The 22,569-nt window shown below is 59.3% G+C and carries 18 protein-coding genes; 12 read left to right on the top strand and 6 right to left on the bottom strand.

Annotated features, from left to right (window positions below; translation table 11 throughout):
- Nucleotides 1-127: 127 nt before the first annotated feature.
- A complete protein-coding gene (locus tag NWV16_RS19170; RefSeq protein WP_260520338.1) occupies nucleotides 128-1,921 on the top strand; it encodes an ABC transporter transmembrane domain-containing protein in 1,794 nt (597 codons plus the stop codon).
- A 93-nt stretch (nucleotides 1,922-2,014) separates the two neighbouring features.
- On the opposite strand, the gene NWV16_RS19165 is transcribed toward NWV16_RS19170, so the two are convergent.
- Nucleotides 2,015-3,943 carry a transglycosylase SLT domain-containing protein gene (locus NWV16_RS19165; RefSeq protein WP_260520337.1) on the bottom strand — a complete coding sequence of 643 codons (1,929 nt, stop codon included), beginning with the start codon at nucleotides 3,941-3,943 and terminating at the stop codon, nucleotides 2,015-2,017.
- 213 nt (nucleotides 3,944-4,156) lie between these two features.
- Here NWV16_RS19165 and NWV16_RS19160 point away from each other — a divergent pair, with 213 nt between their 5' ends.
- Entirely contained in the window at nucleotides 4,157-6,079 is a 1,923-nt protein-coding gene (locus NWV16_RS19160) for an ATP-binding cassette domain-containing protein (protein WP_260520336.1), read from the top strand.
- Nucleotides 6,080-6,147: 68 nt separating this feature from the next.
- Here NWV16_RS19160 and NWV16_RS19155 read toward each other — a convergent pair whose 3' ends face one another.
- On the bottom strand, nucleotides 6,148-6,585 hold the full coding sequence (locus tag NWV16_RS19155) for a universal stress protein (RefSeq protein WP_260520335.1): 438 nt from the start codon (nucleotides 6,583-6,585) through the stop codon (nucleotides 6,148-6,150).
- 103 nt (nucleotides 6,586-6,688) lie between these two features.
- Between NWV16_RS19155 and NWV16_RS19150 the strand changes: the two genes are divergently transcribed.
- The 7 genes from NWV16_RS19150 to NWV16_RS19120 all read left to right on the top strand — a co-directional run bounded on the left by NWV16_RS19150 (nucleotide 6,689) and on the right by NWV16_RS19120 (nucleotide 15,133).
- Complete coding sequence (locus NWV16_RS19150) at nucleotides 6,689-7,126, top strand: hypothetical protein (protein ID WP_260520334.1); 438 nt, start codon at nucleotides 6,689-6,691, stop codon at nucleotides 7,124-7,126.
- Between the two features lie 539 nt (nucleotides 7,127-7,665).
- Complete coding sequence (gene fadB / locus NWV16_RS19145) at nucleotides 7,666-9,813, top strand: fatty acid oxidation complex subunit alpha FadB (protein ID WP_260520333.1); 2,148 nt, start codon at nucleotides 7,666-7,668, stop codon at nucleotides 9,811-9,813.
- A 29-nt stretch (nucleotides 9,814-9,842) separates the two neighbouring features.
- Nucleotides 9,843-11,018: an acetyl-CoA C-acyltransferase FadA gene (fadA, locus tag NWV16_RS19140; RefSeq protein ID WP_065260699.1), complete on the top strand. Its 1,176-nt coding sequence runs from the start codon at nucleotides 9,843-9,845 to the stop codon at nucleotides 11,016-11,018.
- A 99-nt stretch (nucleotides 11,019-11,117) separates the two neighbouring features.
- Nucleotides 11,118-11,354, top strand: a complete 237-nt coding sequence (locus NWV16_RS19135) for a DUF1653 domain-containing protein (protein WP_007953059.1) — start codon at nucleotides 11,118-11,120, stop codon at nucleotides 11,352-11,354.
- A 114-nt stretch (nucleotides 11,355-11,468) separates the two neighbouring features.
- Nucleotides 11,469-14,099 (top strand): type I DNA topoisomerase, encoded by a 2,631-nt coding sequence (gene topA / locus NWV16_RS19130; protein ID WP_260520332.1) that lies wholly within the window; start codon nucleotides 11,469-11,471, stop codon nucleotides 14,097-14,099.
- A gap of 169 nt (nucleotides 14,100-14,268) precedes the next feature.
- The gene (locus NWV16_RS19125; protein WP_260520331.1) at nucleotides 14,269-14,793 is read left to right on the top strand and encodes a DUF6586 family protein; all 525 of its coding nucleotides are present in this window, start codon (nucleotides 14,269-14,271) and stop codon (nucleotides 14,791-14,793) included.
- A gap of 106 nt (nucleotides 14,794-14,899) precedes the next feature.
- Nucleotides 14,900-15,133 carry a hypothetical protein gene (locus tag NWV16_RS19120; protein WP_003226592.1) on the top strand — a complete coding sequence of 78 codons (234 nt, stop codon included), beginning with the start codon at nucleotides 14,900-14,902 and terminating at the stop codon, nucleotides 15,131-15,133.
- 79 nt (nucleotides 15,134-15,212) lie between these two features.
- Here NWV16_RS19120 and sulA read toward each other — a convergent pair whose 3' ends face one another.
- Complete coding sequence (sulA, locus tag NWV16_RS19115; RefSeq protein WP_260520330.1) at nucleotides 15,213-15,686, bottom strand: SOS-induced cell division inhibitor SulA; 474 nt, start codon at nucleotides 15,684-15,686, stop codon at nucleotides 15,213-15,215.
- Between the two features lie 10 nt (nucleotides 15,687-15,696).
- Nucleotides 15,697-16,305 (bottom strand): transcriptional repressor LexA, encoded by a 609-nt coding sequence (gene lexA / locus NWV16_RS19110; RefSeq protein ID WP_065260704.1) that lies wholly within the window; start codon nucleotides 16,303-16,305, stop codon nucleotides 15,697-15,699.
- A 230-nt stretch (nucleotides 16,306-16,535) separates the two neighbouring features.
- Here lexA and NWV16_RS19105 point away from each other — a divergent pair, with 230 nt between their 5' ends.
- From NWV16_RS19105 to NWV16_RS19095, 3 genes are all read left to right on the top strand, one after another.
- Nucleotides 16,536-17,243 carry a TetR/AcrR family transcriptional regulator gene (locus tag NWV16_RS19105; RefSeq protein WP_065260705.1) on the top strand — a complete coding sequence of 236 codons (708 nt, stop codon included), beginning with the start codon at nucleotides 16,536-16,538 and terminating at the stop codon, nucleotides 17,241-17,243.
- A gap of 158 nt (nucleotides 17,244-17,401) precedes the next feature.
- Nucleotides 17,402-18,412 (top strand): beta-N-acetylhexosaminidase, encoded by a 1,011-nt coding sequence (gene nagZ / locus NWV16_RS19100; protein WP_260520329.1) that lies wholly within the window; start codon nucleotides 17,402-17,404, stop codon nucleotides 18,410-18,412.
- Between the two features lie 12 nt (nucleotides 18,413-18,424).
- Nucleotides 18,425-19,162 carry an S-methyl-5'-thioinosine phosphorylase gene (locus NWV16_RS19095; protein WP_260520328.1) on the top strand — a complete coding sequence of 246 codons (738 nt, stop codon included), beginning with the start codon at nucleotides 18,425-18,427 and terminating at the stop codon, nucleotides 19,160-19,162.
- Between the two features lie 114 nt (nucleotides 19,163-19,276).
- Here the strand turns inward: NWV16_RS19095 and NWV16_RS19090 are convergent, their stop codons facing one another.
- Both NWV16_RS19090 and NWV16_RS19085 read right to left on the bottom strand, forming a co-directional pair.
- On the bottom strand, nucleotides 19,277-21,967 hold the full coding sequence (locus NWV16_RS19090) for a DEAD/DEAH box helicase (RefSeq protein ID WP_260520327.1): 2,691 nt from the start codon (nucleotides 21,965-21,967) through the stop codon (nucleotides 19,277-19,279).
- Between the two features lie 11 nt (nucleotides 21,968-21,978).
- Nucleotides 21,979-22,560 (bottom strand): peptidoglycan binding protein CsiV, encoded by a 582-nt coding sequence (locus tag NWV16_RS19085; RefSeq protein ID WP_260520326.1) that lies wholly within the window; start codon nucleotides 22,558-22,560, stop codon nucleotides 21,979-21,981.
- Nucleotides 22,561-22,569: the final 9 nt, after the last annotated feature.

The following is a 22,569-nucleotide window of genomic DNA, read 5'->3' as shown; positions in this document are numbered from 1 at the left end:
TTAGACCGATAGCATCTAGGGGGTAGTCTGGCCGGTCATAATTAACCTGACTCATTGTGATTTGCAGAGTTCCACCCCATTGAGTGTCCAGGCTGGCCCCATTAATCAGCACACGATGTGAACCCCAATGATTCCGATGCTTTCTACGCGTCACCGCCGGGCCCTGCGCCTGACCTGTCATTTTCTCGTGCCGTATCGCTGGCAGGCGTTCGGTGCACTGCTCGCGCTGATCGTCACGGCCGGCATCACGCTGTCGATGGGGCAGGGCATCAAGCTGCTGGTCGATCAGGGCTTCATGACCCAGTCGCCGCACCTGCTCAACCAGTCCATCGGTCTGTTCATGTTGTTGGTGCTTGGTCTGGCGGTGGGTACTTTTGCCAGGTTTTATCTGGTGTCATGGATTGGCGAACGGGTGGTGGCAGACATCCGGCGGCAGGTGTTCAACCATCTGGTGTACCTGCATCCCGGGTTCTACGAAGACAACCGAAGTTCGGAAATCCAGTCGCGACTGACGGCTGACACAACGTTGCTGCAATCGGTGATCGGCTCCTCGCTTTCGCTGTTCCTGCGCAATTTGCTGATGGTCATCGGTGGCGTCGTGCTGCTGTTCATCACCAACGCCAAGCTCACCAGCATCGTCGTGATCGCGCTGCCGCTGGTCATTGCGCCAATCCTGATTTTCGGGCGACGGGTACGCAACCTCTCGAGATTGAGCCAGGACCGGATCGCCGACATTGGCAGCTATGTTTCAGAAACCCTCGGCCAGATCAAGACCGTACAGGCCTACAACCATCAGGTGCAGGACGAGCAGCGTTTCGCCTCGACCGTCGAGCAGGCGTTCGAAACCGCGCGCAAACGGATTTTTCAGCGGGCCTGGCTGATTACGCTGGTGATCGTGTTGGTGCTCGGTGCCGTCGCGGTGATGTTGTGGGTCGGCGGAATGGACGTGATTGCCGGGCGAATTTCCGCAGGTGAGCTGGCGGCGTTTGTGTTCTACAGCCTGATCGTCGGGAGCGCTTTCGGCACGTTGAGCGAAGTGATCGGGGAATTGCAGCGGGCGGCGGGCGCCGCCGAACGCATCGCCGAACTGCTGCGCTCCGAGAACATCATTCAGCCGCCGAAAGACGGACTGGTGACCTTGCCGACGCGGGTCAAAGGCGAGCTGGCTTTGCAGGACGTGCGTTTTTCCTACCCGTCACGGCCCGAAAGCTTTGCCGTTGATGGCTTGAATCTGACGGTTAATGCAGGAGAAACCCTGGCGCTGGTCGGGCCTTCCGGTGCAGGCAAGTCGACGGTATATGACCTGCTGCTGCGTTTCTACGATCCACGGGAGGGCCGGATCCTTATTGATGGTATACCGCTGACGAGCCTTGATCCGCTGGACTTGCGCCGCTGCTTTGCCCTGGTTTCGCAGACGCCGGCGCTGTTCTTCGGCAGCGTCGAAGAAAACATTCGCTACGGTTGCCCGAGCGCTACGCCGGAGCAGGTGCGGGAAGCTGCGAAAATCGCCCATGCCCACGATTTCATCGAACAAATGCCCGATGGCTACCAGACTCATCTGGGCGACGGCGGGCTTGGCCTGTCAGGCGGGCAACGCCAGCGCCTGGCCATCGCCCGGGCGCTGCTGGTCGATGCGCCGGTCCTGCTGCTCGACGAAGCCACCAGCGCCCTGGATGCCCAGAGCGAGCACTTGATCCAGCAAGCTTTGCCGAGCCTGATGCAAAACCGCACCACCCTGGTGATCGCCCACCGCCTGGCCACGGTGAAAAACGCCGACCGGATTGCGGTGATGGACCAAGGCAAACTGGTGGCGATCGGCACGCATCAGGAGTTGATCGCCAGCAATCCACTGTATGCGCGGTTGGCGGCGTTGCAGTTCAATGATGGGCATCAGGCTTCGACCGACCCTGTAAGCGACTAAGTAGGCGACCCTGTAGCCGACCCAGTCGAGTGCCATAAAAAATGCCCGCATCTTTCGATGCGGGCATTGTTGTTTACGTCGATCTTTGCACGATCACTGATCGTCAAAATATCGCTCATGCCAGTCCACCAGCGGTTGCGGCGAGTTGAGTTTCTGGCCGTAGATCACCGAGTAGGACAAAACGTTTTGCACGTACTGGCGGGTTTCGTCGAACGGAATGCTTTCCACCCACACGTCGAAGCTCAGGTGATCGGCACCGCGCAGCCACTGGCGCACGCGACCGGGGCCGGCATTGTAGGCGGCGGAGGCGAGCACGCGGTTGCCGTTGAACTGGCTGTGCACCTGACTCAGGTAGGCCGCGCCGAGCTGGATGTTCTTGTCCGGATCGAGCACTTGCTGCGGCGAGGCCAGCGGAATGCTGAATTTGCGTGCGGTTTCCTTGGCGGTACCGGGCATCAGTTGCATCAGGCCACTGGCACCGACGCCGGAACGGGCGTCGTCCATGAAGGCGCTTTCCTGACGGGTGATGGCGAACACCCAGCTCGAGTGCAGGCCACGGACCTTGGCTTCACGCACCAGCGTGTCGCGGTGGGCCATCGGGAAGCGAATGTCCAGGTCATCCCAGTACTGCGCCTGACTGATGGTGCGGATCGCCGGGAAATACCATTTCAGGTCGTAAGCGAGTTTGGCCTGGGCGACCATTTCGTCGCGGTTGAAATGACGGCTGACGTGATACCACTCGCGACGTCCGTCGACGATCTGCCCGCGGGCGTGAAATTCCAGCGCACGGCGGACACCGGGCGTGTTGCGCACCTTGTTGATGATGGCCTGGCTGAGCACCAGCGGTTTGTTCATCAGCGAATAGGGTTGCTGGGAGCGGTCGGCAGCGAGGAATCCGTAGAAGTCCCGTTCCCGCGCGAGGTTCCTGTACAGCGTCTGTGCTTCCGGGTTTTGCGGTTGAGCCAGTTCCAGGCTGCGGGCCTGCCAGTAGCGCCAGCGGTTGGTAGTGGCCAGATCCTGTGGCAGGCGGCGGGTCAACTGATAGGCATCGTCCCAGCGCGCCAGACGCAGCAACAGGCGCAGGCGCCATTCGGACACCGTGTTGTCGCGCAGTTCCGGGTCATATTTGGTCATCACGTCCAGCGCACGGCTGTCAAAGCGACGGGCCAGGGTCAGACCGATTTCCCGGGCGATCGCGACTTTTTCATCCCGGGAGAAATGCATGCTGCTGGCGTACCCATCGAGCAGGTCCATGGCCTTGTCCGGATCCTGACGGGCCAGGCGGCGCAGGCCGAGGCTCACGATATCGGACATTGGCTCATCGGCCGGGGTGAAGCGCGATGGCTGGTTGAGCAGTTCAGGTTTTTGCGCGACATCCACCAGCAGACGTCCACGCGGGGCGAGCGTGGTCAGGCCGTTGACCAGGCTGTTGGCCAGCGGATAGTTGCGCGCCTGGGCGGCGAGTTTGGTGCGCTCCCAGCGTTTCTGTTCGGTCAACTGGCCGTCGGCGGCCCAGATGCCGAACAACGCATCGCACGCGGCGGGTTGCGATTTGCCGGTCAGCCACAGTTTGTCGGCATTGGCGTAACCCTCGGCCTTGTGACCGCTGCTGATCTGGTACTGCGCGTTCAGGCAGTCCAGCTCGGTGAAATTGAGTTTAGGGTCGTAATACTTGACGAAGGTCGCCCAGTCACCGCGGTCGGCGAGCCAGCGCAACCAGCGCAGCTTCATCCAGTTGGCTTGGGGCAGGTCACCGTGTTCGGCGAGGAATTTTTCGATTTCCGCGTTGCTGGCGGTCTTCAGGCGAGCGGTCAGCTCGTCGTAGGCCAGGTACGGCTCCAGCGGGTAGTCGGCGAGGGCCTGGCTGTAACGGAAATACGGACCGGAGTCGCCCTTGGCCAGGGCGCGCTTGGCCTCATCGTAATACTGGCGCTGGGTGGACAGGTCCACCGCCTGGGCGGATTGAGCGGCAGCGGCGGTGAGTAGCAAACAGGATAAAACACTGAGAAGGCGACTGCGCATGAGACATCCGGGCAGAGAAATCATGACAAGTGCCAGCGTGGGCGGCACTGAATTGTCTGTAGCTTAGCCTTTTGCCAGCAGACGGCGAAAGCTTTGCCGGCCTTGTGGCACAAGTTCGCAACAAATGTTGTGCAGAGTACGTCAGCGGCGAAATTGCCGGCCTGTTCGGCCCTCGATTCAGGTAGAATGCGCGCCCGGTTTTTGGAGAAGCTCATGACCCTGCTCAAATTCAGCGATGTGTCCCTTGCATTCGGCGCGATGCCGTTGTTGGACAAGGTGTCCTGGCAGATCGCCCGTGGTGAGCGGGTGTGCATCATCGGCCGCAACGGCACTGGCAAGTCCAGCATGATGAAACTGGTCAAGGGCGACCAGAAGCCTGATGACGGCGCCGTGTGGCGCGCCCCCGGCCTGAAGATCGGTGAATTGCCGCAGGAATTGCCGCTGGCCGACGAGCGGACGGTGTTCGATGTGGTGGCCGAAGGCCTCGACGGCGTGGGCGCGTTGCTTGCCGAATATCATCACCTGAGCCAGAACATCGTCACCGACGCCGATCTGGAAAAGCTGATGCACGTCCAGCACGATCTCGAAGCCCGTGACGGCTGGCGCTTGCAGACCCTGGTCGACAGCACCCTGAGCCGCCTGCAACTGCCGGCCGACAAGACCCTCGCCGAATTGTCCGGCGGCTGGCGTCGTCGCGTGCTGCTGGCGCAGGCGCTGGTGTCGGAGCCGGATCTGCTGCTGCTCGACGAACCGACCAACCATCTGGACATCGGTGCGATTGCCTGGCTCGAAGAAGCGCTGAAAGACTTCCAGGGCGCCGTGCTGTTCATCACGCACGACCGTTCTTTCCTGCAAAACCTCGCCACCCGCATCCTCGAGCTGGATCGCGGTGGTCTGATCGACTGGAACGGCGACTACGCCAGTTTCCTGGTCCACAAAGAAGCCGAGCTGGCGGCCGAAGAGACCGCCAACGCACTGTTCGACAAGCGCCTGGCTCAGGAAGAAGTGTGGATTCGTCAGGGCATCAAGGCCCGTCGCACCCGTAACGAAGGCCGCGTGCGTGCGCTGAAGGCCCTGCGTGTCGAGCGCAGTGAACGTCGTGAACGCACCGGCAAGGCCAATATCCAGCTGGAATCGGCCGAGAAATCCGGCAAGCAGGTGATGGTGCTGGATAACGTGAGCTTCGCCCATCCGGGTGGCCCGTTCCTGATCCGCGATTTCTCCATGGTGCTGCAGCGCGGCGACCGTATCGGCCTGCTCGGTGCCAACGGCACGGGCAAGACCACACTGTTGAAACTGATGCTCAACGGACTGCAGCCGACCAGCGGCAAAGTGGAAGAGGGCACCAGGATCGATGTGGCCTACTTCGACCAGTTGCGCCATCAACTGGATCTGGAAAAGACCGTGGTCGACAACGTCGCCGAAGGTCGCGATTTCATCGAAATCAATGGTCAGAGCCGCCACGTGCTGAGTTACCTTGGCGACTTCCTGTTCAGCCCGCAGCGTGCCCGCACGCCGGTGAAGGCCTTGTCCGGTGGTGAGCGAGCGCGCCTGCTGCTGGCCAAACTGTTCAGCAAACCTGCCAACCTGCTGGTGCTCGACGAACCGACCAACGACCTCGATGTGGAAACCCTCGAACTGCTCGAAGAGGTGTTGCTGACCTTCAACGGCACCGTACTGATGGTCAGCCACGACCGGGCATTCCTCGACAACGTGGTCACCAGCACGCTGGTCTTCGAAGGTGAAGGCAAGGTTCGCGAATACGTTGGCGGCTATCAGGACTGGATCCGTCAGGGCGGTTCACCGCGCCTTCTGGGCGTCACCGAAAGCAAATCCGGCAAGGCCGACCTGAACTCGGCGGTGGTCACTGCCGAACCGGCTCCGGTTGTCGCACCGGTTGCTGCGGCTCCGGCTGCGAAGAAGAAGCTGAGCTACAAGCTTCAGCGCGAACTGGAGGCGCTGCCGGGCGAGATCGACGCCAAGGAGCAGCAGATCGCTGCCGTGGAGGCTGAAATGGCCGAAGCCGGTTTCTATCAGCGTCCGCCGGCCGAGACGGCCAGGGTCATTGCTTCGCTGGAGCAGATGCAGGCCGAGCTGGATGCACTGGTGGAACGCTGGGCCGAACTGGATGCCTGATGGTTTCCAGGCATGAAAAAAGCCCGGCTCCAGTCATGGATGCCGGGCTTTTCAGCTTTTGCCTGTAATCAGCGTTTGACCAGGTGCACCGCCAGCACGTCGCAAGGCGCGCCGTGCAGGACATCGTTGGCAGTCGAACCCAGCAACAGGGCCAGACCATGTCGGCCATGGCTGCCGACCACGATCAGGTCGCATCCCTGTTCCTTGGCGAAATGATGGATTTCCTGACGTGGCTGGCCGTAGGTCAGATGGCAATTGGAGCCTTCCAGTTCGGAATATTTGTGCTTCAGGCGCTCGAGGCGTTCCTTGGCCTGATCGAATTGCTGTTGTTGCAGTTGTGACAGATCCATGGGTACGTCACCGCCGAAAGCCATGGCCATCGGTTCGACGATATGCACCAGCGACAACTTGGCGCCATTGCTCACCGACAGCTCTCGGGCGCGGTGGATCACAGGGTCGCACTCTTCGGTCAGATCTACGGCGACCAGAATATAGTGGTAGGGCATGAGGTGCTCCTCGTGAGGGATCAATATTGTTAAGTATGGCTGGTTTCGAGCGCATTGGTTCCAAAGTGACACGATGGGCTCATCAAGATTCGGGAGTAGAGATATGACGGTCTGGCTGGTGGTGTCAATCCTGCTGGTGGTGTTGAGTCCGCTGGCATGGTTGCGCCCGTCCCGTGCGCAGAGTGACCGAATAGCCTTGCGCGCCGAGGCTCGGCGCATCGGGTTGGCCATGCAGCTGGCCCCTCAGGAATGGCCGCACTGGCTGAGCCAGGAACCTCCAAACCCCTGTGCGCAATATCATCGGCCACGGCGCGGCAAACAGCCGTCGTGCTGGACTTACTGGCAGAAAAGCCCCGGGATCTGGGTCAATCAGTGGCAGGAAGTCTGTGAGGACCCGCTTCTTCAAAGTCATTTCGAAAAATTGCCAGGCAATGTTTTCAAGGTCGAGGCCGACCAGCAGATGATTGCACTTTATTGGGGCGAGAAGGGTGACGCTTCGGTTTTGCTTCAAATCGACGCTACGCTGAAAGCACTGGCATGAATCGTAGACGTTTCGTGCTGCAATGGTGTGAAACGTCTGGCAGACGAGCAATAAAAAGCCTGACATGATTCGTCGGGCGGGATTGGCCAGGCAGGCCGGACATTCTTTTTGACGTTGAACCGGGCGAGCCGGTCTGCAGTCATGCAGCCATTTTCTTTCGTGGTCCCGCCAGCGTAGCCTGTTAAACAAGGCTTGCAGCGAATTAGGGCGACTTTTCTAACTATTAATCTTATGAATGCCCTGACATGCAAGCGTGTGTGGCCGGGCTGCGTCCTACAGAAATGACCGCAAAGTCGCTTTTCAACCCGCATTTAGGGCGATTGACAATTGTCGGAAATTCCGTGAAGGTGGCGTACCCAAATCAAACGGGCGTATGAATTGAGCGTTTGTATTGCAGACTGCTCCTACAGAATCCCGACTATCGCGTTGGCGGGTGTGCCGGGCGGATGGGTGTCAGCATTGACGAAAAAACGTCCTGCCGAGCCATTTGCCTGCGTCCGACGTGTACTGTTCAGCTTCCATATCGTGGAGATCAGTTGATGATTTACGAAGGTAAAGCCATCACGGTTAAAGCTCTTGAAAGTGGCATCGTCGAATTGAAATTCGACCTCAAGGGTGAGTCCGTCAACAAGTTCAACCGTCTTACCCTGAACGAGCTGCGTCAGGCTGTGGACACCATCAAGGCAGATGCTTCGATCAAGGGCGTGATCGTCAGCAGTGGCAAGGACGTGTTCATCGTCGGCGCCGACATCACTGAATTTGTCGACAACTTCAAGCTGCCGGATGCCGAGCTGGTTGCAGGCAATCTCGAAGCCAACAAGATCTTCAGCGATTTCGAAGACCTCAACGTTCCGACCGTGGCCGCGATCAACGGCATCGCCCTGGGTGGCGGTCTGGAAATGTGCCTGGCAGCGGACTACCGCGTCATGTCCACCAAGGCCAAGATCGGTCTGCCGGAAGTCAAACTGGGCATCTACCCGGGCTTCGGCGGTACCGTGCGTCTGCCGCGCCTGATCGGTGCCGACAACGCCATCGAGTGGATTGCCGCCGGCAAGGAAAACCGTCCTGAAGACGCGCTGAAGGTCGGAGCCGTAGATGCCGTGGTGGCTCCCGAGAAGCTGCTGGAGGCTTCCGTCGAACTGATCAAGCGTGCCATTTCCGGCGAGTTCGACTACAAGGCCAAGCGTCAGCCGAAGCTGGAAAAACTCAAGCTGAACGCCATCGAACAAATGATGGCTTTCGAAACCGCCAAGGGTTTCGTGGCCGGCCAGGCGGGTCCGAACTATCCGGCCCCGGTCGAAGCGATCAAGACCATCCAGAAAGCCGCGAACTTCGGTCGTGACAAGGCGCTGGAAGTCGAAGCTGCAGGTTTCGTGAAACTGGCCAAGACTTCTGCTGCGCAGAGCCTGATCGGCCTGTTCCTGAACGATCAGGAACTGAAGAAAAAGGCCAAGGCCTATGACGAAATCGCCAAGGACGTGAAGCAGGCTGCCGTACTGGGCGCCGGCATCATGGGTGGCGGTATCGCCTATCAGTCGGCCTCCAAAGGTACGCCGATCCTGATGAAGGACATCAACGAGCACGGTATCGAGCAAGGTCTGGCTGAAGCCGCCAAACTGCTGGTCGGTCGCGTTGATAAAGGCCGCATGACCGCGGCGAAAATGGCTGAAGTGCTCAATGGCATTCGTCCGACGCTGTCCTACGGCGATTTCGGTCATGTCGATCTGGTCGTTGAAGCCGTGGTCGAGAATCCGAAGGTCAAGCAAGCCGTTCTGGCGGAAGTCGAAGATCAGGTCAAAGAGGACACCATCCTCGCGTCCAATACCTCGACCATTTCCATCAGCCTGCTGGCCAAGGCCCTCAAGCGTCCGGAAAACTTCGTCGGCATGCACTTTTTCAATCCGGTGCACATGATGCCGCTGGTGGAAGTGATCCGTGGCGAGAAGTCCAGCGAGCTGGCCATCGCCACCACCGTTGCCTACGCCAAGAAAATGGGCAAGAACCCGATCGTCGTCAACGACTGCCCGGGCTTCCTGGTCAACCGCGTACTGTTCCCGTATTTCGGCGGTTTCGCCAAACTGGTCAGTGCCGGTGTGGACTTCGTCCGTATCGACAAGATCATGGAAAAATTCGGCTGGCCGATGGGCCCGGCATACCTGATGGACGTGGTCGGCATCGACACCGGCCACCACGGTCGTGACGTGATGGCTGAAGGTTTCCCGGATCGCATGAAGGATGACCGTCGTTCCGCCGTTGACGTGCTTTACGAAGCCAAGCGTCTGGGTCAGAAGAACGGCAAGGGCTTCTATGCCTACGAGGCCGACAAGAAAGGCAAGCAGAAGAAAGTCGCCGATCCGTCGGTACTGGAAGTGCTCAAGCCGATCGTCTACGAGCAACGCGAAGTCACTGACGAAGACATCATCAACTGGATGATGATCCCGCTGTGCCTGGAAACCGTGCGCTGCCTGGAAGACGGTATCGTCGAGACCGCTGCCGAAGCCGACATGGGTCTGGTCTACGGCATTGGTTTCCCTCCGTTCCGTGGCGGTGCGCTGCGCTACATCGACTCGATCGGTGTCGCCGAGTTCGTTGCCCTGGCCGACCAGTACGCTGATTTGGGCGCGCTGTACCACCCGACCGCGAAGCTGCGCGAAATGGCCAAGAACGGCCAGAGCTTCTTCGGTTAAGCGCCCCCAACCAGAGTGAGAGTGAACTTATGAGCTTGAATCCTAGAGACGTCGTGATTGTCGATTTCGGTCGTACTCCGATGGGCCGCTCCAAGGGCGGCATGCACCGCAACACCCGCGCCGAAGACATGTCGGCGCACCTGATCAGCAAACTGCTGGAGCGCAACACCAAGGTCGATCCTGCCGAAGTCGAGGACGTGATCTGGGGCTGTGTGAACCAGACCCTGGAGCAAGGCTGGAACATCGCGCGCATGGCGTCGCTGATGACCCAGATCCCGCACACGTCGGCCGGCCAGACCGTCAGCCGTCTGTGCGGTTCGTCGATGAGCGCACTGCACACCGCTGCGCAAGCGATCATGACCGGCAACGGTGACGTTTTCGTGGTGGGTGGCGTCGAGCATATGGGCCACGTGAGCATGATGCACGGTGTCGATCCGAACCCGCACATGTCCCTGTACGCGGCGAAAGCCTCGGGCATGATGGGCCTGACCGCTGAAATGCTCGGTAAAATGCACGGCATCACTCGCGAACAGCAGGACGCCTTTGGCGTGCGTTCCCATCAGTTGGCCCACAAGGCAACCGTGGAAGGCAAGTTCAAGGATGAAATCATCCCGATGCAGGGCTACGACGAGAACGGTTTCCTGAAAACCTTCGACTACGACGAGACCATTCGTCCGGAAACCACCCTGGAAAGCCTGGCGGCTCTGAAGCCGGCATTCAATCCAAAGGGTGGTACCGTGACTGCCGGTACTTCGTCGCAGATCACCGATGGTGCTTCGTGCATGATCGTGATGTCGGCACAGCGTGCGCAGGATCTGGGTATCCAGCCAATGGCCGTCATTCGTTCGATGGCGGTGGCGGGTGTGGATCCGGCAATCATGGGTTATGGTCCAGTGCCGTCGACCCAGAAAGCGCTCAAGCGTGCCGGTCTGACCATCAACGACATCGACTTCTTCGAGCTCAACGAAGCGTTCGCGGCACAGGCTCTGCCAGTGCTGAAGGACCTGAAAGTGCTCGACAAGATGAATGAGAAGGTTAACCTGCACGGCGGCGCGATCGCCCTGGGTCACCCGTTCGGTTGCTCCGGTGCCCGTATTTCCGGCACCTTGCTGAACGTGATGAAGCAGAATGGCGGCACCTTCGGGGTGGCGACCATGTGCGTTGGCCTCGGCCAGGGCATCACCACCGTCTTCGAACGCGTTTAAGCGTCTCGTCGATGGAAGCCGGGGCCAAGTGCCCCGGTTTTTGTTTTTGCGGATTTATTTTTGTATTTATTTTGAAAAAATTTGAGTGAGGGCCGAAGCATGCCGATACAACCTGGGCTCTACCAACATTACAAAGGTCCGCAGTACCGCGTATTCAGTGTTGCGCGGCATTCCGAGACCGAAGAGGAGGTGGTCTTTTACCAAGCCCTGTATGGTGATTATGGCTTCTGGGTACGTCCCTTGAGCATGTTCCTGGAGTCCGTCGAAGTTGACGGCGAGCAGGTCCCACGCTTTGCTTTGGTGCAAGCCGAACCAAGCCTTTTTTCGAAGCCGTGAGGCGAGGGCGCGCAAAACCCTGCGCTTGACCTCACCTTGTAGCCACTATATATAGCGGTGCCGCGTCAGGCGCCAACCGCCTTTCACTTCTAGAATTCAGGAATTTTCCGATCCATGGGCAAATCGCTGGTCATTGTGGAATCCCCGGCTAAGGCCAAGACCATCAACAAGTATCTGGGCAACCAATACGTGGTGAAGTCGAGTATCGGCCATATCCGAGACCTGCCCACCAGCGGTTCGGCTAGCGCCGGCAAAGAGCCGTCCGCCAAGCGCGGCAAGGCAGCTGCTGGTGAGGCGCCAGCACTGTCGCCGAAAGAGAAGGCGCGCAAGCAGTTGGTCTCGCGCATGGGAGTCGATCCGGATCACGGCTGGAAAGCCAAGTACGAGATCCTTCCGGGCAAGGAAAAAGTCATCGAAGAGCTGCGCCGGCTCGCCAAGGATGCTGACACCATCTATCTCGCAACCGACTTGGATCGCGAGGGGGAAGCCATTGCCTGGCACCTGCGCGAAGCCATTGGTGGTGATGACAGCCGCTACAAGCGCGTGGTGTTCAACGAGATCACCAAGAAGGCGATTCAGGAAGCGTTCTCGGAGCCTGGTGAGCTCGATATCGATCGAGTGAACGCCCAGCAGGCCCGCCGTTTCCTCGATCGCGTCGTGGGTTACATGGTTTCGCCGCTGTTGTGGGCGAAGATTGCTCGCGGTCTGTCTGCCGGTCGGGTGCAATCGGTGGCCGTGAAGCTGGTGGTCGAGCGCGAACGTGAAATTCGCGCCTTCATCCCGGAAGAATACTGGGAAGTGCACGCTGACCTCGGCACCGCAAAAGGCTCGACCGTGCGCTTCGAAGTCGCGCGTGAGAAAGGCGAGGTTTTCAAGCCGCTCAACGAGGCCCAGGCCATGGCGGCGCTGGAGAAGCTGAAGTCCTCCAGCTACAGCATCGTCAAGCGCGAAGACAAACCGACCAGCAGCAAGCCGTCGGCACCGTTCATCACGTCCACGCTTCAGCAGGCTGCGAGCAATCGTCTGGGCTTTGGCGTGAAGAAAACCATGATGATGGCCCAGCGTCTGTACGAAGCCGGCTACATCACTTATATGCGTACCGACTCGACCAATCTCTCGGCGGATGCCGTAGCGATGGCGCGTACCTATATCGAAGACGAATTCGGCAAAAAGTACCTGCCGGAAACGCCGAACGTCTACAGCAGCAAGGAAGGCGCGCAGGAGGCTCACGAAGCGATTCGTCCTTCCGACGCCAATACCACGCCTAGCAAGCTGTCGGGCATGGAGCGTGACGCTGAGCGCCTCTATGAGCTGATCTGGCGCCAGTTCCTGGCGTGCCAGATGCTGCCCGCGCAATACCTGTCGACCACTGTCAGCGTGGCCGCTGGCGACTTCGAACTGCGTGCCAAGGGCCGAATTCTGAAGTTCGACGGCTACACTCGCGTTCTGCCGCAAATCACCAAGCCTGGCGACGACGATGTCCTGCCGGACATGGCCCAGGGCGATGTGATGAAGCTGATCAAGCTTGATCCGACTCAGCATTTCACCAAACCGCCGGCCCGTTATTCGGAAGCCAGCCTCGTCAAGGAAATGGAAAAGCGCGGTATCGGTCGTCCTTCGACCTATGCGGCGATCATTTCGACCATTCAGGACCGCGGCTATGTGACGTTGCACAACCGTCGTTTCTATTCGGAAAAAATGGGCGACATCGTCACCGAACGCCTGTCCGAAAGCTTCTCGAACCTCATGGACTATGGCTTTACTGCCGGCATGGAAGAGAACCTCGACGATGTGGCCCAGGGTGAACGTGACTGGAAAAACGTGCTGGACGAGTTCTACGGCGACTTCAAGAAAAAGCTTGAAGTGGCTGAGAGCCCGGAAGCCGGCATGCGCGCCAACCAGCCGGTGATGACCGATATTCCGTGCACCACCTGCGGTCGTCCGATGCAGATTCGTACTGCATCCACTGGTGTGTTCCTCGGCTGCTCGGGTTACAGCCTGCCGCCGAAAGAGCGTTGCAAGGCCACCGTCAATCTTGTGCCGGGTGATGAAATTGCTGCGGACGATGAGGGGGAGTCGGAATCTCTGGTTCTGCGTGGCAAGCACCGTTGCCCGATCTGCAGCACGGCGATGGATGCTTACCTGCTCGACGAAAAGCGCAAGCTGCACATTTGCGGTAACAACCCGGATTGCGCCGGCTATGAGATCGAAGAAGGCAGCTACCGCATCAAGGGCTATGAAGGTCCGAGCCTGGAGTGCGATAAGTGCGGCAGTGAGATGCAGCTCAAGACCGGCCGTTTCGGCAAGTTCTTCGGTTGCACCAACCCGACCTGCAAGAATACTCGCAAGCTGCTGAAAAGCGGCGATGCAGCGCCGCCGAAGATGGATCCGGTGAAGATGCCCGAGCTGAAATGCGAAAAGGTCAACGACACCTACATCTTGCGTGACGGTGCTTCCGGTCTGTTCCTGGCGGCCAGTCAGTTCCCCAAGAATCGCGAGACACGTGCACCGCTGGTCATCGAGCTTCTGCCCCACAAGGACGAGATTGATCCGAAGTATCACTTCCTGTGCGACGCGCCGCAGAAGGATCCGGACGGTTTGCCGGCGGTAATCCGCTACAGCCGCAAGACCAAGGAACAGTACGTCCAGACCGAAGTCGACGGCAAGCCGACAGGCTGGAAGGCTTTCTTCGACGGTGGCAAATGGACGGTTGAAGACAAGCGTCCGGCAAAAGCGAAGGCTTGAGCTGATGTTGAGCTGATGAAGTCCTGAGCGGCTTCGTCAGCGCAAAAGGCCGCATGGCAACCCTCGGGTTTTCACGCGGCCTTTTGTTTAATGCTTGCGGTCGGATTGGTTGATCCATGACACTGTCCGACTTGTATGAAGCATTTATTTCGCCGCGGAGAGTGCCGATATGGCTTACGAGCTCTATACCCGTACCAATCAGAAGATCTATTTCGCGGGATTGTCGCTGGAGGCGCTGGCCAGGGCCGAAGAGGGGCGGACAATGAATTCGCTGGCGCTGATACAGGCCGGGCGCGAATCGGCGCTGTTTCATCTCTACGGTGCGTTACTGGGGCTGTGTCACGAGATTGCAGGGTTCTATCGGTTGCCACAGGCTAACGCACCACGAGCGGAAACCCTGTTGACCAGCGAAGTGCTTGAGTCTATTGCAATTCCGGAACTGGCCGAGATGATCGAGTTGGCGCGTAATCCGGAAACCTGGCTGGCGAAATTGCTGGCGGCACATTCGGCGCTGTTTCAGCCACCACGGGTGCCACACAAGCCGAAGGGTGATGTGACCCAGCCGCTGATTCAGGCGGTAAATCTGGATGAAGAGCAGGCGCCGGAAGAATTGAGCCGGCAAGAGCTGGAGAGCTGGCGACAACACCTGAAGGGGTTGGCTGTCCGCTTCCGTGAAGGCTTGAACGAATGCTGATGGAGACTTGGTTGGCGGCGACGAGATGCATGCTGCTGGTCAAGATCCTGAGCGAATCTTGAATGATGTCTATATAATCCCTGCCTTTCGCGGAGAACACACCTATATGCCAACGTCCTTTCTAGAAATTGTCGAGCTACCAGACGGCCGAATCGAACTGCGCAGGGCCGAGGACGAGGGTTCCCTGGTGACGCTGGATTTTTCCGAGGATGCCAAGGCGTTTCTGCAGGGACAGCATGTTGAGATTGCCAAAGCAATGCTGAGCGTCGGCGTGCAGATGGCCGGTCGAATGGTTGAAGGCGAATTTGATAAGGAAGAGGGGCCGCGAGTTCTTCATTGAACACCGCCCGTCGATTGTCACTTCGGTTCGGCTTCTCTATCCCTTGAGAAGCCCCGCGCTTAAGATGGCGCGCATGCAGTCAGCCCAATCGAATATTCAGGCTTTGAGCGTCCCCGATGCGGGCGGCGCTGATCAGTTGTTGGCGTGAGGCTGCGTTAAGCGGATTCATCCACGTCACTACAGTGTGGCTTCGACCAAGGCGCAGGGCCTCGCAAGCCAACTGCATGGCGCTCTGTGTGCCGCGCGGTTGCAATAAAAGGATGCGCTCGCGATTCAATCCTGCCTCTCGTAGCCAGGCCTGTGTCAGGCTCGCGGGTGGTGCAATCAGGGTCAGCCAGCGCGCGTCCTGATCGTCGCTCAATTCACGAAGAATCGGTGCAAGCAGGTTCAGGCAGTTCCCGGTCGCACCGCGCAGCGAAAGTTCGCTGTACGCTTCAGGTTCGACATTCCATGTGCGCTCCGCCGGATCCTTGAGTATCGGGGCCAGTGGTTGTGCCAGAAACGCCTCGAACAACGGCAGTTGTGTTTGCTGAGGTGCGTGTGGGAACTGCATAAAGCCTCCTTTAGCGGCGGATTACGCCGACACTCAAGCCTTCGATCACCAGTTCCTGGTCTTTCAGGTTGACTTCGATGGGAGCGAACTCGGGATTTTCGGCGATCAGCCAGACTTTGCTGCCATCGCGCTTGAAGCGCTTGACCGTCACTTCGTCGCCGATCCGGGCAACGACGATCTGGCCGTTGCGTGCTTCCCGGGTCGTGTGAACGGCCAGCAGGTCGCCGTCGAAAATGCCGATGTCCTTCATGCTCATCCCGTGGACTCGCAGCAGATAATCAGCACGAGGGTGGAAGAAGGCCGGATTGATATTGCAGGACTCTTCGATATGTTGCTCGGCGAGAATCGGTGCGCCGGCAGCCACGCGGCCGATGATCGGCAGGGTGGATTCGTCGACCTTGGCTTCGAGACCGGGGATGCGAATGCCGCGAGAGGCGCCAGGTGTCATTTCGATCGCGCCTTTGCGGGCGAGCGCCTTGAGATGCTCTTCGGCCGCATTGGGTGATTTGAAGCCCAGTTCCTGAGCGATTTCCGCGCGGGTCGGCGGATAGCCATTGTCTTCGAGGCAACGTTTGATGAAAGCCAGAATCTCGGCTTGGCGTGGCGTCAGCTTAAGCATAATGATCGCTCTGTCTTTTTATACAGTGACTGGGATTATATACAGTGAAGCGATCTTGGCAATGCTCGTTTTTTGCCAGGGCGCCGGACGGTCAGTGACGGCGTCGATTAATGCGGCGTCCTTGTTGTGGTTAAATATCTGACCGACCATTCCCAAAACGAACCGGCAGGCTTGACAAGGCATAGGCTGAAACGTATGTTTCAAACAAGTGTTTGTCAGGCGGAGTAGCCATGGCCCAGTCGGAAACCGTTGAACGCATTCTTGATGCTGCAGAACAGCTGTTCGCGGAAAAAGGTTTCGCTGAAACCTCGTTGCGTCTGATCACCAGCAAGGCAGGGGTCAACCTGGCAGCGGTGAATTATCATTTTGGCTCGAAAAAGGCGCTGATCCAGGCGGTTTTCTCGCGCTTTCTCGGCCCGTTCTGCATCAGTCTCGACAAAGAGCTGGAGCGGCGTCAGGCCAAGCCAGAGAACAAGCCTTCACTGGAAGAGCTGCTGGAGATCCTTGTCGAGCAGGCTCTGGTGGTACAGCCTCGCAGTGGCAACGATCTGTCGATTTTCATGCGTTTGCTCGGTCTGGCATTCAGCCAGAGCCAGGGACACCTGCGCCGTTATCTGGAAGATATGTACGGCAAGGTGTTCCGTCGCTACATGTTGCTGGTGAACGAGGCCGCACCGCGCATTCCTCCTATCGAGCTGTTCTGGCGCGTGCATTTCATGCTGGGTGCGGCGGCGTTCAGCATGTCGGGTATCAAGGCGTTGCGTGCGATCGCCGAGACCGATTTCGGTGTCAATACCTCCATCGAGCAAGTCATGCGCCTGATGGTGCCGTTCCTGGCGGCCGGCATGCGTGCCGAAACCGGTGTCACCGATCCGGCCATGGCTACGGCGCAGTTGCGGCCGCGCAGCAAGTCAGTACCGGCGCCTGCCAAGGTTTGACTGTCCATGGGTGGGCGTGGCGGCGGACATCCGCTAAGCTAGCCGCCCATGCCGACTCTCGTTCTGAACCCGTTTCTCATTGAAATCACCGTCCTGCCGGATAATGACCCTGGTGGTGGTTTCGTGGGCAGCGGGTTTTTCGTTTTCAAGGAATTTCTATGACTGCTGGCCTGCAAGGCTCGTTGATGGTGGATGTCGCCGGTACCTGGCTGACGGCCGAAGATCGCCAATTGTTGCGCCAGCCCGAAGTGGGCGGCCTGATCATTTTTGCCCGAAACATCGAGCATCCACGCCAGGTGCGCGAGCTGAGTGCAGCGATTCGCGCGATCCGTCCGGATCTTTTGCTGGCGGTTGATCAGGAAGGCGGTCGCGTCCAGCGTCTGCGTCAGGGCTTCGTACGCCTGCCGGCCATGCGCGCCATCGCTGACAATCCGAATGCCGAATATCTGGCCGAACAATGCGGCTGGATCATGGCCACCGAAGTATTGGCGGTGGGGCTCGACCTGAGTTTCGCGCCGGTGCTGGATCTGGATTATCAGCGCAGCGCTGTCGTCGGCACCCGTTCCTTTGAAGGTGATCCTGAGCGCGCCGCACGGCTCGCCGGTGCTTTCATCAATGGCATGAACAGTGCCGGTATGGCTGCCACCGGCAAGCATTTTCCCGGTCATGGCTGGGCGGAAGCCGATTCCCACGTCGCAATTCCCAACGACGAGCGCAGCCTCGAAGAGATTCGTGCCAACGATCTGGTGCCCTTCGCCCGACTCAGCAAGCAACTGGCCGCCGTCATGCCGGCCCATGTGATTTATCCGCAAGTCGATGCTCAGCCCGCCGGTTTCTCCCGGCGCTGGTTGCAGGACATCCTGCGCGGTGAGTTGCAGTTCGACGGCGTGATCTTCAGCGACGACCTGTCGATGGCTGGCGCGCATGTGGTGGGTGATGCTGCCAGTCGTATCGAAGCCGCGCTCAGTGCCGGTTGCGACATGGGTCTGGTGTGCAACGATCGGGCTGCTGCCGAGCTGGCCCTGAGTGCCGCGCAAAAGATGAAGGTCAAGCCGTCACCACGTATCGCACGCATGCGTGGTCAGGCGTTCGCCAATACAGAATACCGTCAGGATCCGCGCTGGCTGACCGCTGTCGGTGCGCTCAAAGACGCTCAATTGATCGATTAAGGATTTTTCACTATGACGGTTTACGCAATCATCGGTGGCACGGGCCTGACCCAGCTGGAAGGCTTGAGCATTCGTCAGTCGCTGGCGGTGGATACCCCCTATGGTGCGCCGTCAGCTGACGTCCAGATTGGCGAATATGCCGGCAAGGAAGTGCTGTTCCTCGCCCGGCATGGCCATCCCCATCGTTTCCCGCCGCACAAGGTCAACTACCGCGCCAATCTGTGGGCGTTGAAGCAGGCCGGGGCCGAAGCGGTCATTGCGGTCAACGCCGTGGGCGGGATTCATCCGGCGATGGGCACCGGGCATTTCTGCGTGCCGCATCAGATCGTGGACTACACCAGCGGGCGCGAACACACCTATTTCGCCGACGATCTGGAACACGTCACGCACATCGACTTCAGCTTCCCCTACAGCGAGCCACTGCGTCAGCAACTGATTGCCGCATTGGCCGCCGAAGGTTGCGAGTACAGCGATCAAGGCGTTTACGCCTGCACCCAGGGCCCGAGACTGGAAACGGTGGCCGAGATCGTGCGTCTGGAGCGCGACGGTTGCGACATCGTCGGCATGACCGGTATGCCGGAAGCTGCGCTGGCCCGTGAGCTGGATCTGGATTACGCCTGCCTGTCGCTGGTGGTGAATCCGGCGGCGGGCAAGACTACGGCAGTGATCACCATGGCCGAGATCGAGCAGGCGCTGCATGACGGCATGGGCAAGGTGAAGTCGACGCTGGCGCGGGTGTTGAAGGGCTGAGTCCGGCTCAAAACCGAGTCGAGCCATTCGCGGGCAAGCCCGCTCCCACAGGTTAAGCGCTATCTCTGTGGGAGCGGGCTTGCCCGCGAATCGATCTGGTAAACGACAAAAATTTCAGCGCCTGTCGAACTTGTCCGGCAACGGTGCGAACAACGCCTCGATATCATCACTCTGCAGTTGCCAGTCTCCGGCTTTGCGGCCATCCAGCACGCCAGCCGCCAGGTCGGATTTTTCCCGTTGCAGATGCTGAATCTTCTCCTCGACCGTTCCTCGCGCAATCATCTTGTAGACGAACACAGGTTTTTCCTGGCCAATGCGATAGGCGCGGTCGGTAGCCTGGTTTTCCGTCGCCGGGTTCCACCACGGATCGTAGTGAATGACGGTGTCCGCTTCTGTCAGGTTCAGGCCAACACCACCGGCCTTCAGGCTGATGAGAAAGATCTGACGCTTGCCGCTCTGGAATTCCTTCACGGGGGTGCGCCGATCCCGGGTCTGTCCTGTCAGCAGCGCATAGGCAACATTGCGTTTTTTCAGCTCCTCCTCAATCAGCGACAGCATTGAAGTGAACTGGGAAAACAGCAGAATCCGCCGTCCTTCCTCGAACAGTTCTTCGAGCATTTCCATCAGGCTGTCGAGCTTGCCCGAGGTGCTGCCACGGGCGGGCAGGGTGGCATCGTTGACCAGGCGCAAGTCGCAGCAGACCTGCCGCAGCTTGAGCAGCGCTTCGAGAATGATGATCTGGCTGCGCGCCACGCCTTTGCGGGTGATCTCGTCGCGCACCTTCTTGTCCATCGCCAGGCGCATGGTTTCGTACACATCGCGCTGGGCCTCGTTGAGGTCGACCCAGTGGATGATCTCGGTCTTCGGCGGCAGCTCGGTCGCGACCTGTTCCTTGGTGCGCCGCAGCAGGAACGGTTTGATCCGGCCATTGAGGTGTTGAAGTCTGACCTCACTGGCGCGTTTTTCGATCGGCACGCGGTAATCGGCGTTGAAGCTTTTGACGTCGCCGAGCCAGCCGGGCAGCAGAAAGTGAAACAGCGACCACAACTCGCCCAGGTGGTTTTCCAGAGGGGTTCCGCTCAGGCACAGGCGCTGGCGGGCGTTCAATTCGCGGGCGGCCTGGGCGGCTTTGCTGTTCGGATTCTTGATGTACTGCGCCTCGTCCAGCACCAATACGTGCAGCGGTTGCCGGGACAGGTGCTCGACATCCTTGGGCAGCAGCGCGTAGGTCGTGAGGATCAGGTCGTACTCGGCCAGATGTTCGAAATGCTTTTTGCGGCTGGCGCCGTACAGGGCTACCACTTTGAGCTGTGGTGTGAAGTGTGCCGCTTCATCCAGCCAGTTGGGGATCAGGCTGGTGGGCATCACTACCATGCAGGGTCGATCCAGTCGCCCGGCGTTTTTCTCGCTGAGAATGTGCGCCAGGGTCTGTAGGGTTTTACCCAGACCCATGTCATCCGCAAGAATCCCGCCGACTTCAAGTTGCCGCAGCGACTGCATCCAGCTCAAGCCTTCGAGCTGATAAGGGCGCAGTGTCGCGTTCAGCCCCTGCGGCGCTTCGGCGTTATAGTCGCGGATATCGCGCAAGCGTTGGGCGAAGCTGCGAATCTGTTCTCCGCCCTCCCACAGCAGGGGGATGTCTTCCAGCGAATTGAGGCGGGTGGCGTCAGCCTTGCTCAGGCGCAGGGAGGTTTCGCCCGGCTCTTGCAGATAGAACTCACCCAGCGTCGCCAGCACCGGTTTCAACCGGCCGAGCGGCAGGGCGACCTGCAGGGGGCCGTGCTCACTGTTGCGTTGCGGGATGTTCACCAGAATCAGCTCATCGTCCCGGCGCCGGGCGAGGCGTTCGGGGTTGAGGATTTCTGTGTGCGAGCGCATCAGGTTGAGCAGGATCGGCAAAAGGCTCAAGCGTTCGCCATTGACGATGATACCCAGCTCCAGATCAAACCAGTCGCGCTCTGGCGTCTGCTCGACGGTGGCGTACCAGTCGTCCACGGCAGTCAGGTCGAAGCCGAATTCATCGTCTACCAGCAGTTCCCAGCCTTGGATGCGCAGCTTCGGCAGGTCGTTCAGCGTAAACGTCAGCCAGGCGCTATCATTGACCATTTCATAGAGTTCGCCGGCGCTTTCCGGTAGAGCCTTGCTCTGCCTTGTGGCTATGCGAAAGCCGAGAATCCGCAGTTGTTCGCGGTAGCTTTGCTCAACCTCCGGGTGGCGTTTGACCCGCAGTGTCTGAGCTTCCTGGCGTATCAGAATGTCGCTGTTTTTCTGCCCGCTGACGTATTCGTCCAGATAACTGAACGACAGTGCCGCACGGTGCTGGATATAGCGCTGCATCTTGCCATTGCGCGGTTCGAAGGCGCTGAACTCGACGCTGGCCAGCCACAGGCGCGGCACCGGCTGTACATTGTCGACCAGTACTTGTGGCGACGCCTTGGGACCGCGGTTTTCCAGGACGGCCTGGAGTTTTTCCAGCAGTTCGGCGTCTTTGGTGGCGGCAGGGTATTCGAGGGTTTCCTGCACGTGCAGCAATACCGCTGCACAGTGTTTGCAGTTGCTGTGAACCGGGCAGGTGCAAGTGGCGTCGACCATCAGCAGGGTGCCTTTGGCCGATTCGCGCATGTGGATCGTCTGACGATAGAGGTTGCCGCCAGAGCCTTCGCAACTGGCGGTAATCGTCGCGTCGCCGACCTGCACGATCCGCACCCGGTTTTCCAGAGCGTAGCGGCGGCCACGCTCCAGGCTTTGTTCCTTGAACCGGCTGACCCAGGAGGAAGCCAGCGGTTTGCTCAGAGGTGGGGGCATGAGGACTTCGATCAGTCCGGAATGGATTCAGGTGCTTCCCGAGGCGCTGGCGCCGTCAGCGAAGTGATCTTGATCAGCATGGCCAGGTGGCCGTTGTCCAGATAGTTGAGCTGGCCATTTTTGGTGTGGCTGTCCTGTTTCAGGCGTTCGCTGGCGGTGACCATGCCGTTGGCGTCGATCTGGTTGACCCAGAAATCGGCGTTGACGTCGGTGAAACGCCCGAGTTTCATTTCGAGCGTGCCCTCGATGGGAAACTGGCCGAACTGTTCCTTGCCGTCGCTGATCGCGACTTTGGTCGGTGACTCGCCCAGAGGCTGCTGCCAGGCCTTGTGCATCAGCACACTGTATTCGCCGCTGGCAGCGAGTTTGGTGGCAACTTCACCCAATGCGGGCGTGCGCAGGCTGGCATCGTCAAGGCGTCTGGCGCCGGCGGCCCAGTCTTCCGGTGCGGCACGGCTGATGATGGCGGGGACGGCGTTCTGGCGTATCAGAATCATTTCAACCTGATAGAGGTCATCGGCAAGCGCCGAGGGTGCCGCCAGCGTCATCAAGAGCGGGGTCAGCAGCAAAGTCAGTGAGCGAAACAGGCGCATGCGGCGTCC

It is taken from the genome of Pseudomonas sp. BW7P1 (assembly GCF_024981055.1).
Lineage (GTDB): Bacteria > Pseudomonadota > Gammaproteobacteria > Pseudomonadales > Pseudomonadaceae > Aquipseudomonas > Aquipseudomonas bananamidigenes.
This window is presented reverse-complemented; position numbering and strand designations above follow the sequence as displayed.

What these genes read in the sequence shown, in the direction of transcription:
- NWV16_RS19170 (WP_260520338.1), top strand. Translation starts at nt 128, where the DNA reads ATGATTCCGATGCTTTCTACGCGTCACCGCCGGGCCCTGCGCCTGACC.
- NWV16_RS19165 (WP_260520337.1), bottom strand. Translation starts at nt 3,943, where the DNA reads ATGCGCAGTCGCCTTCTCAGTGTTTTATCCTGTTTGCTACTCACCGCC.
- NWV16_RS19160 (WP_260520336.1), top strand. Translation starts at nt 4,157, where the DNA reads ATGACCCTGCTCAAATTCAGCGATGTGTCCCTTGCATTCGGCGCGATG.
- NWV16_RS19155 (WP_260520335.1), bottom strand. Translation starts at nt 6,585, where the DNA reads ATGCCCTACCACTATATTCTGGTCGCCGTAGATCTGACCGAAGAGTGC.
- NWV16_RS19150 (WP_260520334.1), top strand. Translation starts at nt 6,689, where the DNA reads ATGACGGTCTGGCTGGTGGTGTCAATCCTGCTGGTGGTGTTGAGTCCG.
- fadB (WP_260520333.1), top strand. Translation starts at nt 7,666, where the DNA reads ATGATTTACGAAGGTAAAGCCATCACGGTTAAAGCTCTTGAAAGTGGC.
- fadA (WP_065260699.1), top strand. Translation starts at nt 9,843, where the DNA reads ATGAGCTTGAATCCTAGAGACGTCGTGATTGTCGATTTCGGTCGTACT.
- NWV16_RS19135 (WP_007953059.1), top strand. Translation starts at nt 11,118, where the DNA reads ATGCCGATACAACCTGGGCTCTACCAACATTACAAAGGTCCGCAGTAC.
- topA (WP_260520332.1), top strand. Translation starts at nt 11,469, where the DNA reads ATGGGCAAATCGCTGGTCATTGTGGAATCCCCGGCTAAGGCCAAGACC.
- NWV16_RS19125 (WP_260520331.1), top strand. Translation starts at nt 14,269, where the DNA reads ATGGCTTACGAGCTCTATACCCGTACCAATCAGAAGATCTATTTCGCG.
- NWV16_RS19120 (WP_003226592.1), top strand. Translation starts at nt 14,900, where the DNA reads ATGCCAACGTCCTTTCTAGAAATTGTCGAGCTACCAGACGGCCGAATC.
- sulA (WP_260520330.1), bottom strand. Translation starts at nt 15,686, where the DNA reads ATGCAGTTCCCACACGCACCTCAGCAAACACAACTGCCGTTGTTCGAG.
- lexA (WP_065260704.1), bottom strand. Translation starts at nt 16,305, where the DNA reads ATGCTTAAGCTGACGCCACGCCAAGCCGAGATTCTGGCTTTCATCAAA.
- NWV16_RS19105 (WP_065260705.1), top strand. Translation starts at nt 16,536, where the DNA reads ATGGCCCAGTCGGAAACCGTTGAACGCATTCTTGATGCTGCAGAACAG.
- nagZ (WP_260520329.1), top strand. Translation starts at nt 17,402, where the DNA reads ATGACTGCTGGCCTGCAAGGCTCGTTGATGGTGGATGTCGCCGGTACC.
- NWV16_RS19095 (WP_260520328.1), top strand. Translation starts at nt 18,425, where the DNA reads ATGACGGTTTACGCAATCATCGGTGGCACGGGCCTGACCCAGCTGGAA.
- NWV16_RS19090 (WP_260520327.1), bottom strand. Translation starts at nt 21,967, where the DNA reads ATGCCCCCACCTCTGAGCAAACCGCTGGCTTCCTCCTGGGTCAGCCGG.
- NWV16_RS19085 (WP_260520326.1), bottom strand. Translation starts at nt 22,560, where the DNA reads ATGCGCCTGTTTCGCTCACTGACTTTGCTGCTGACCCCGCTCTTGATG.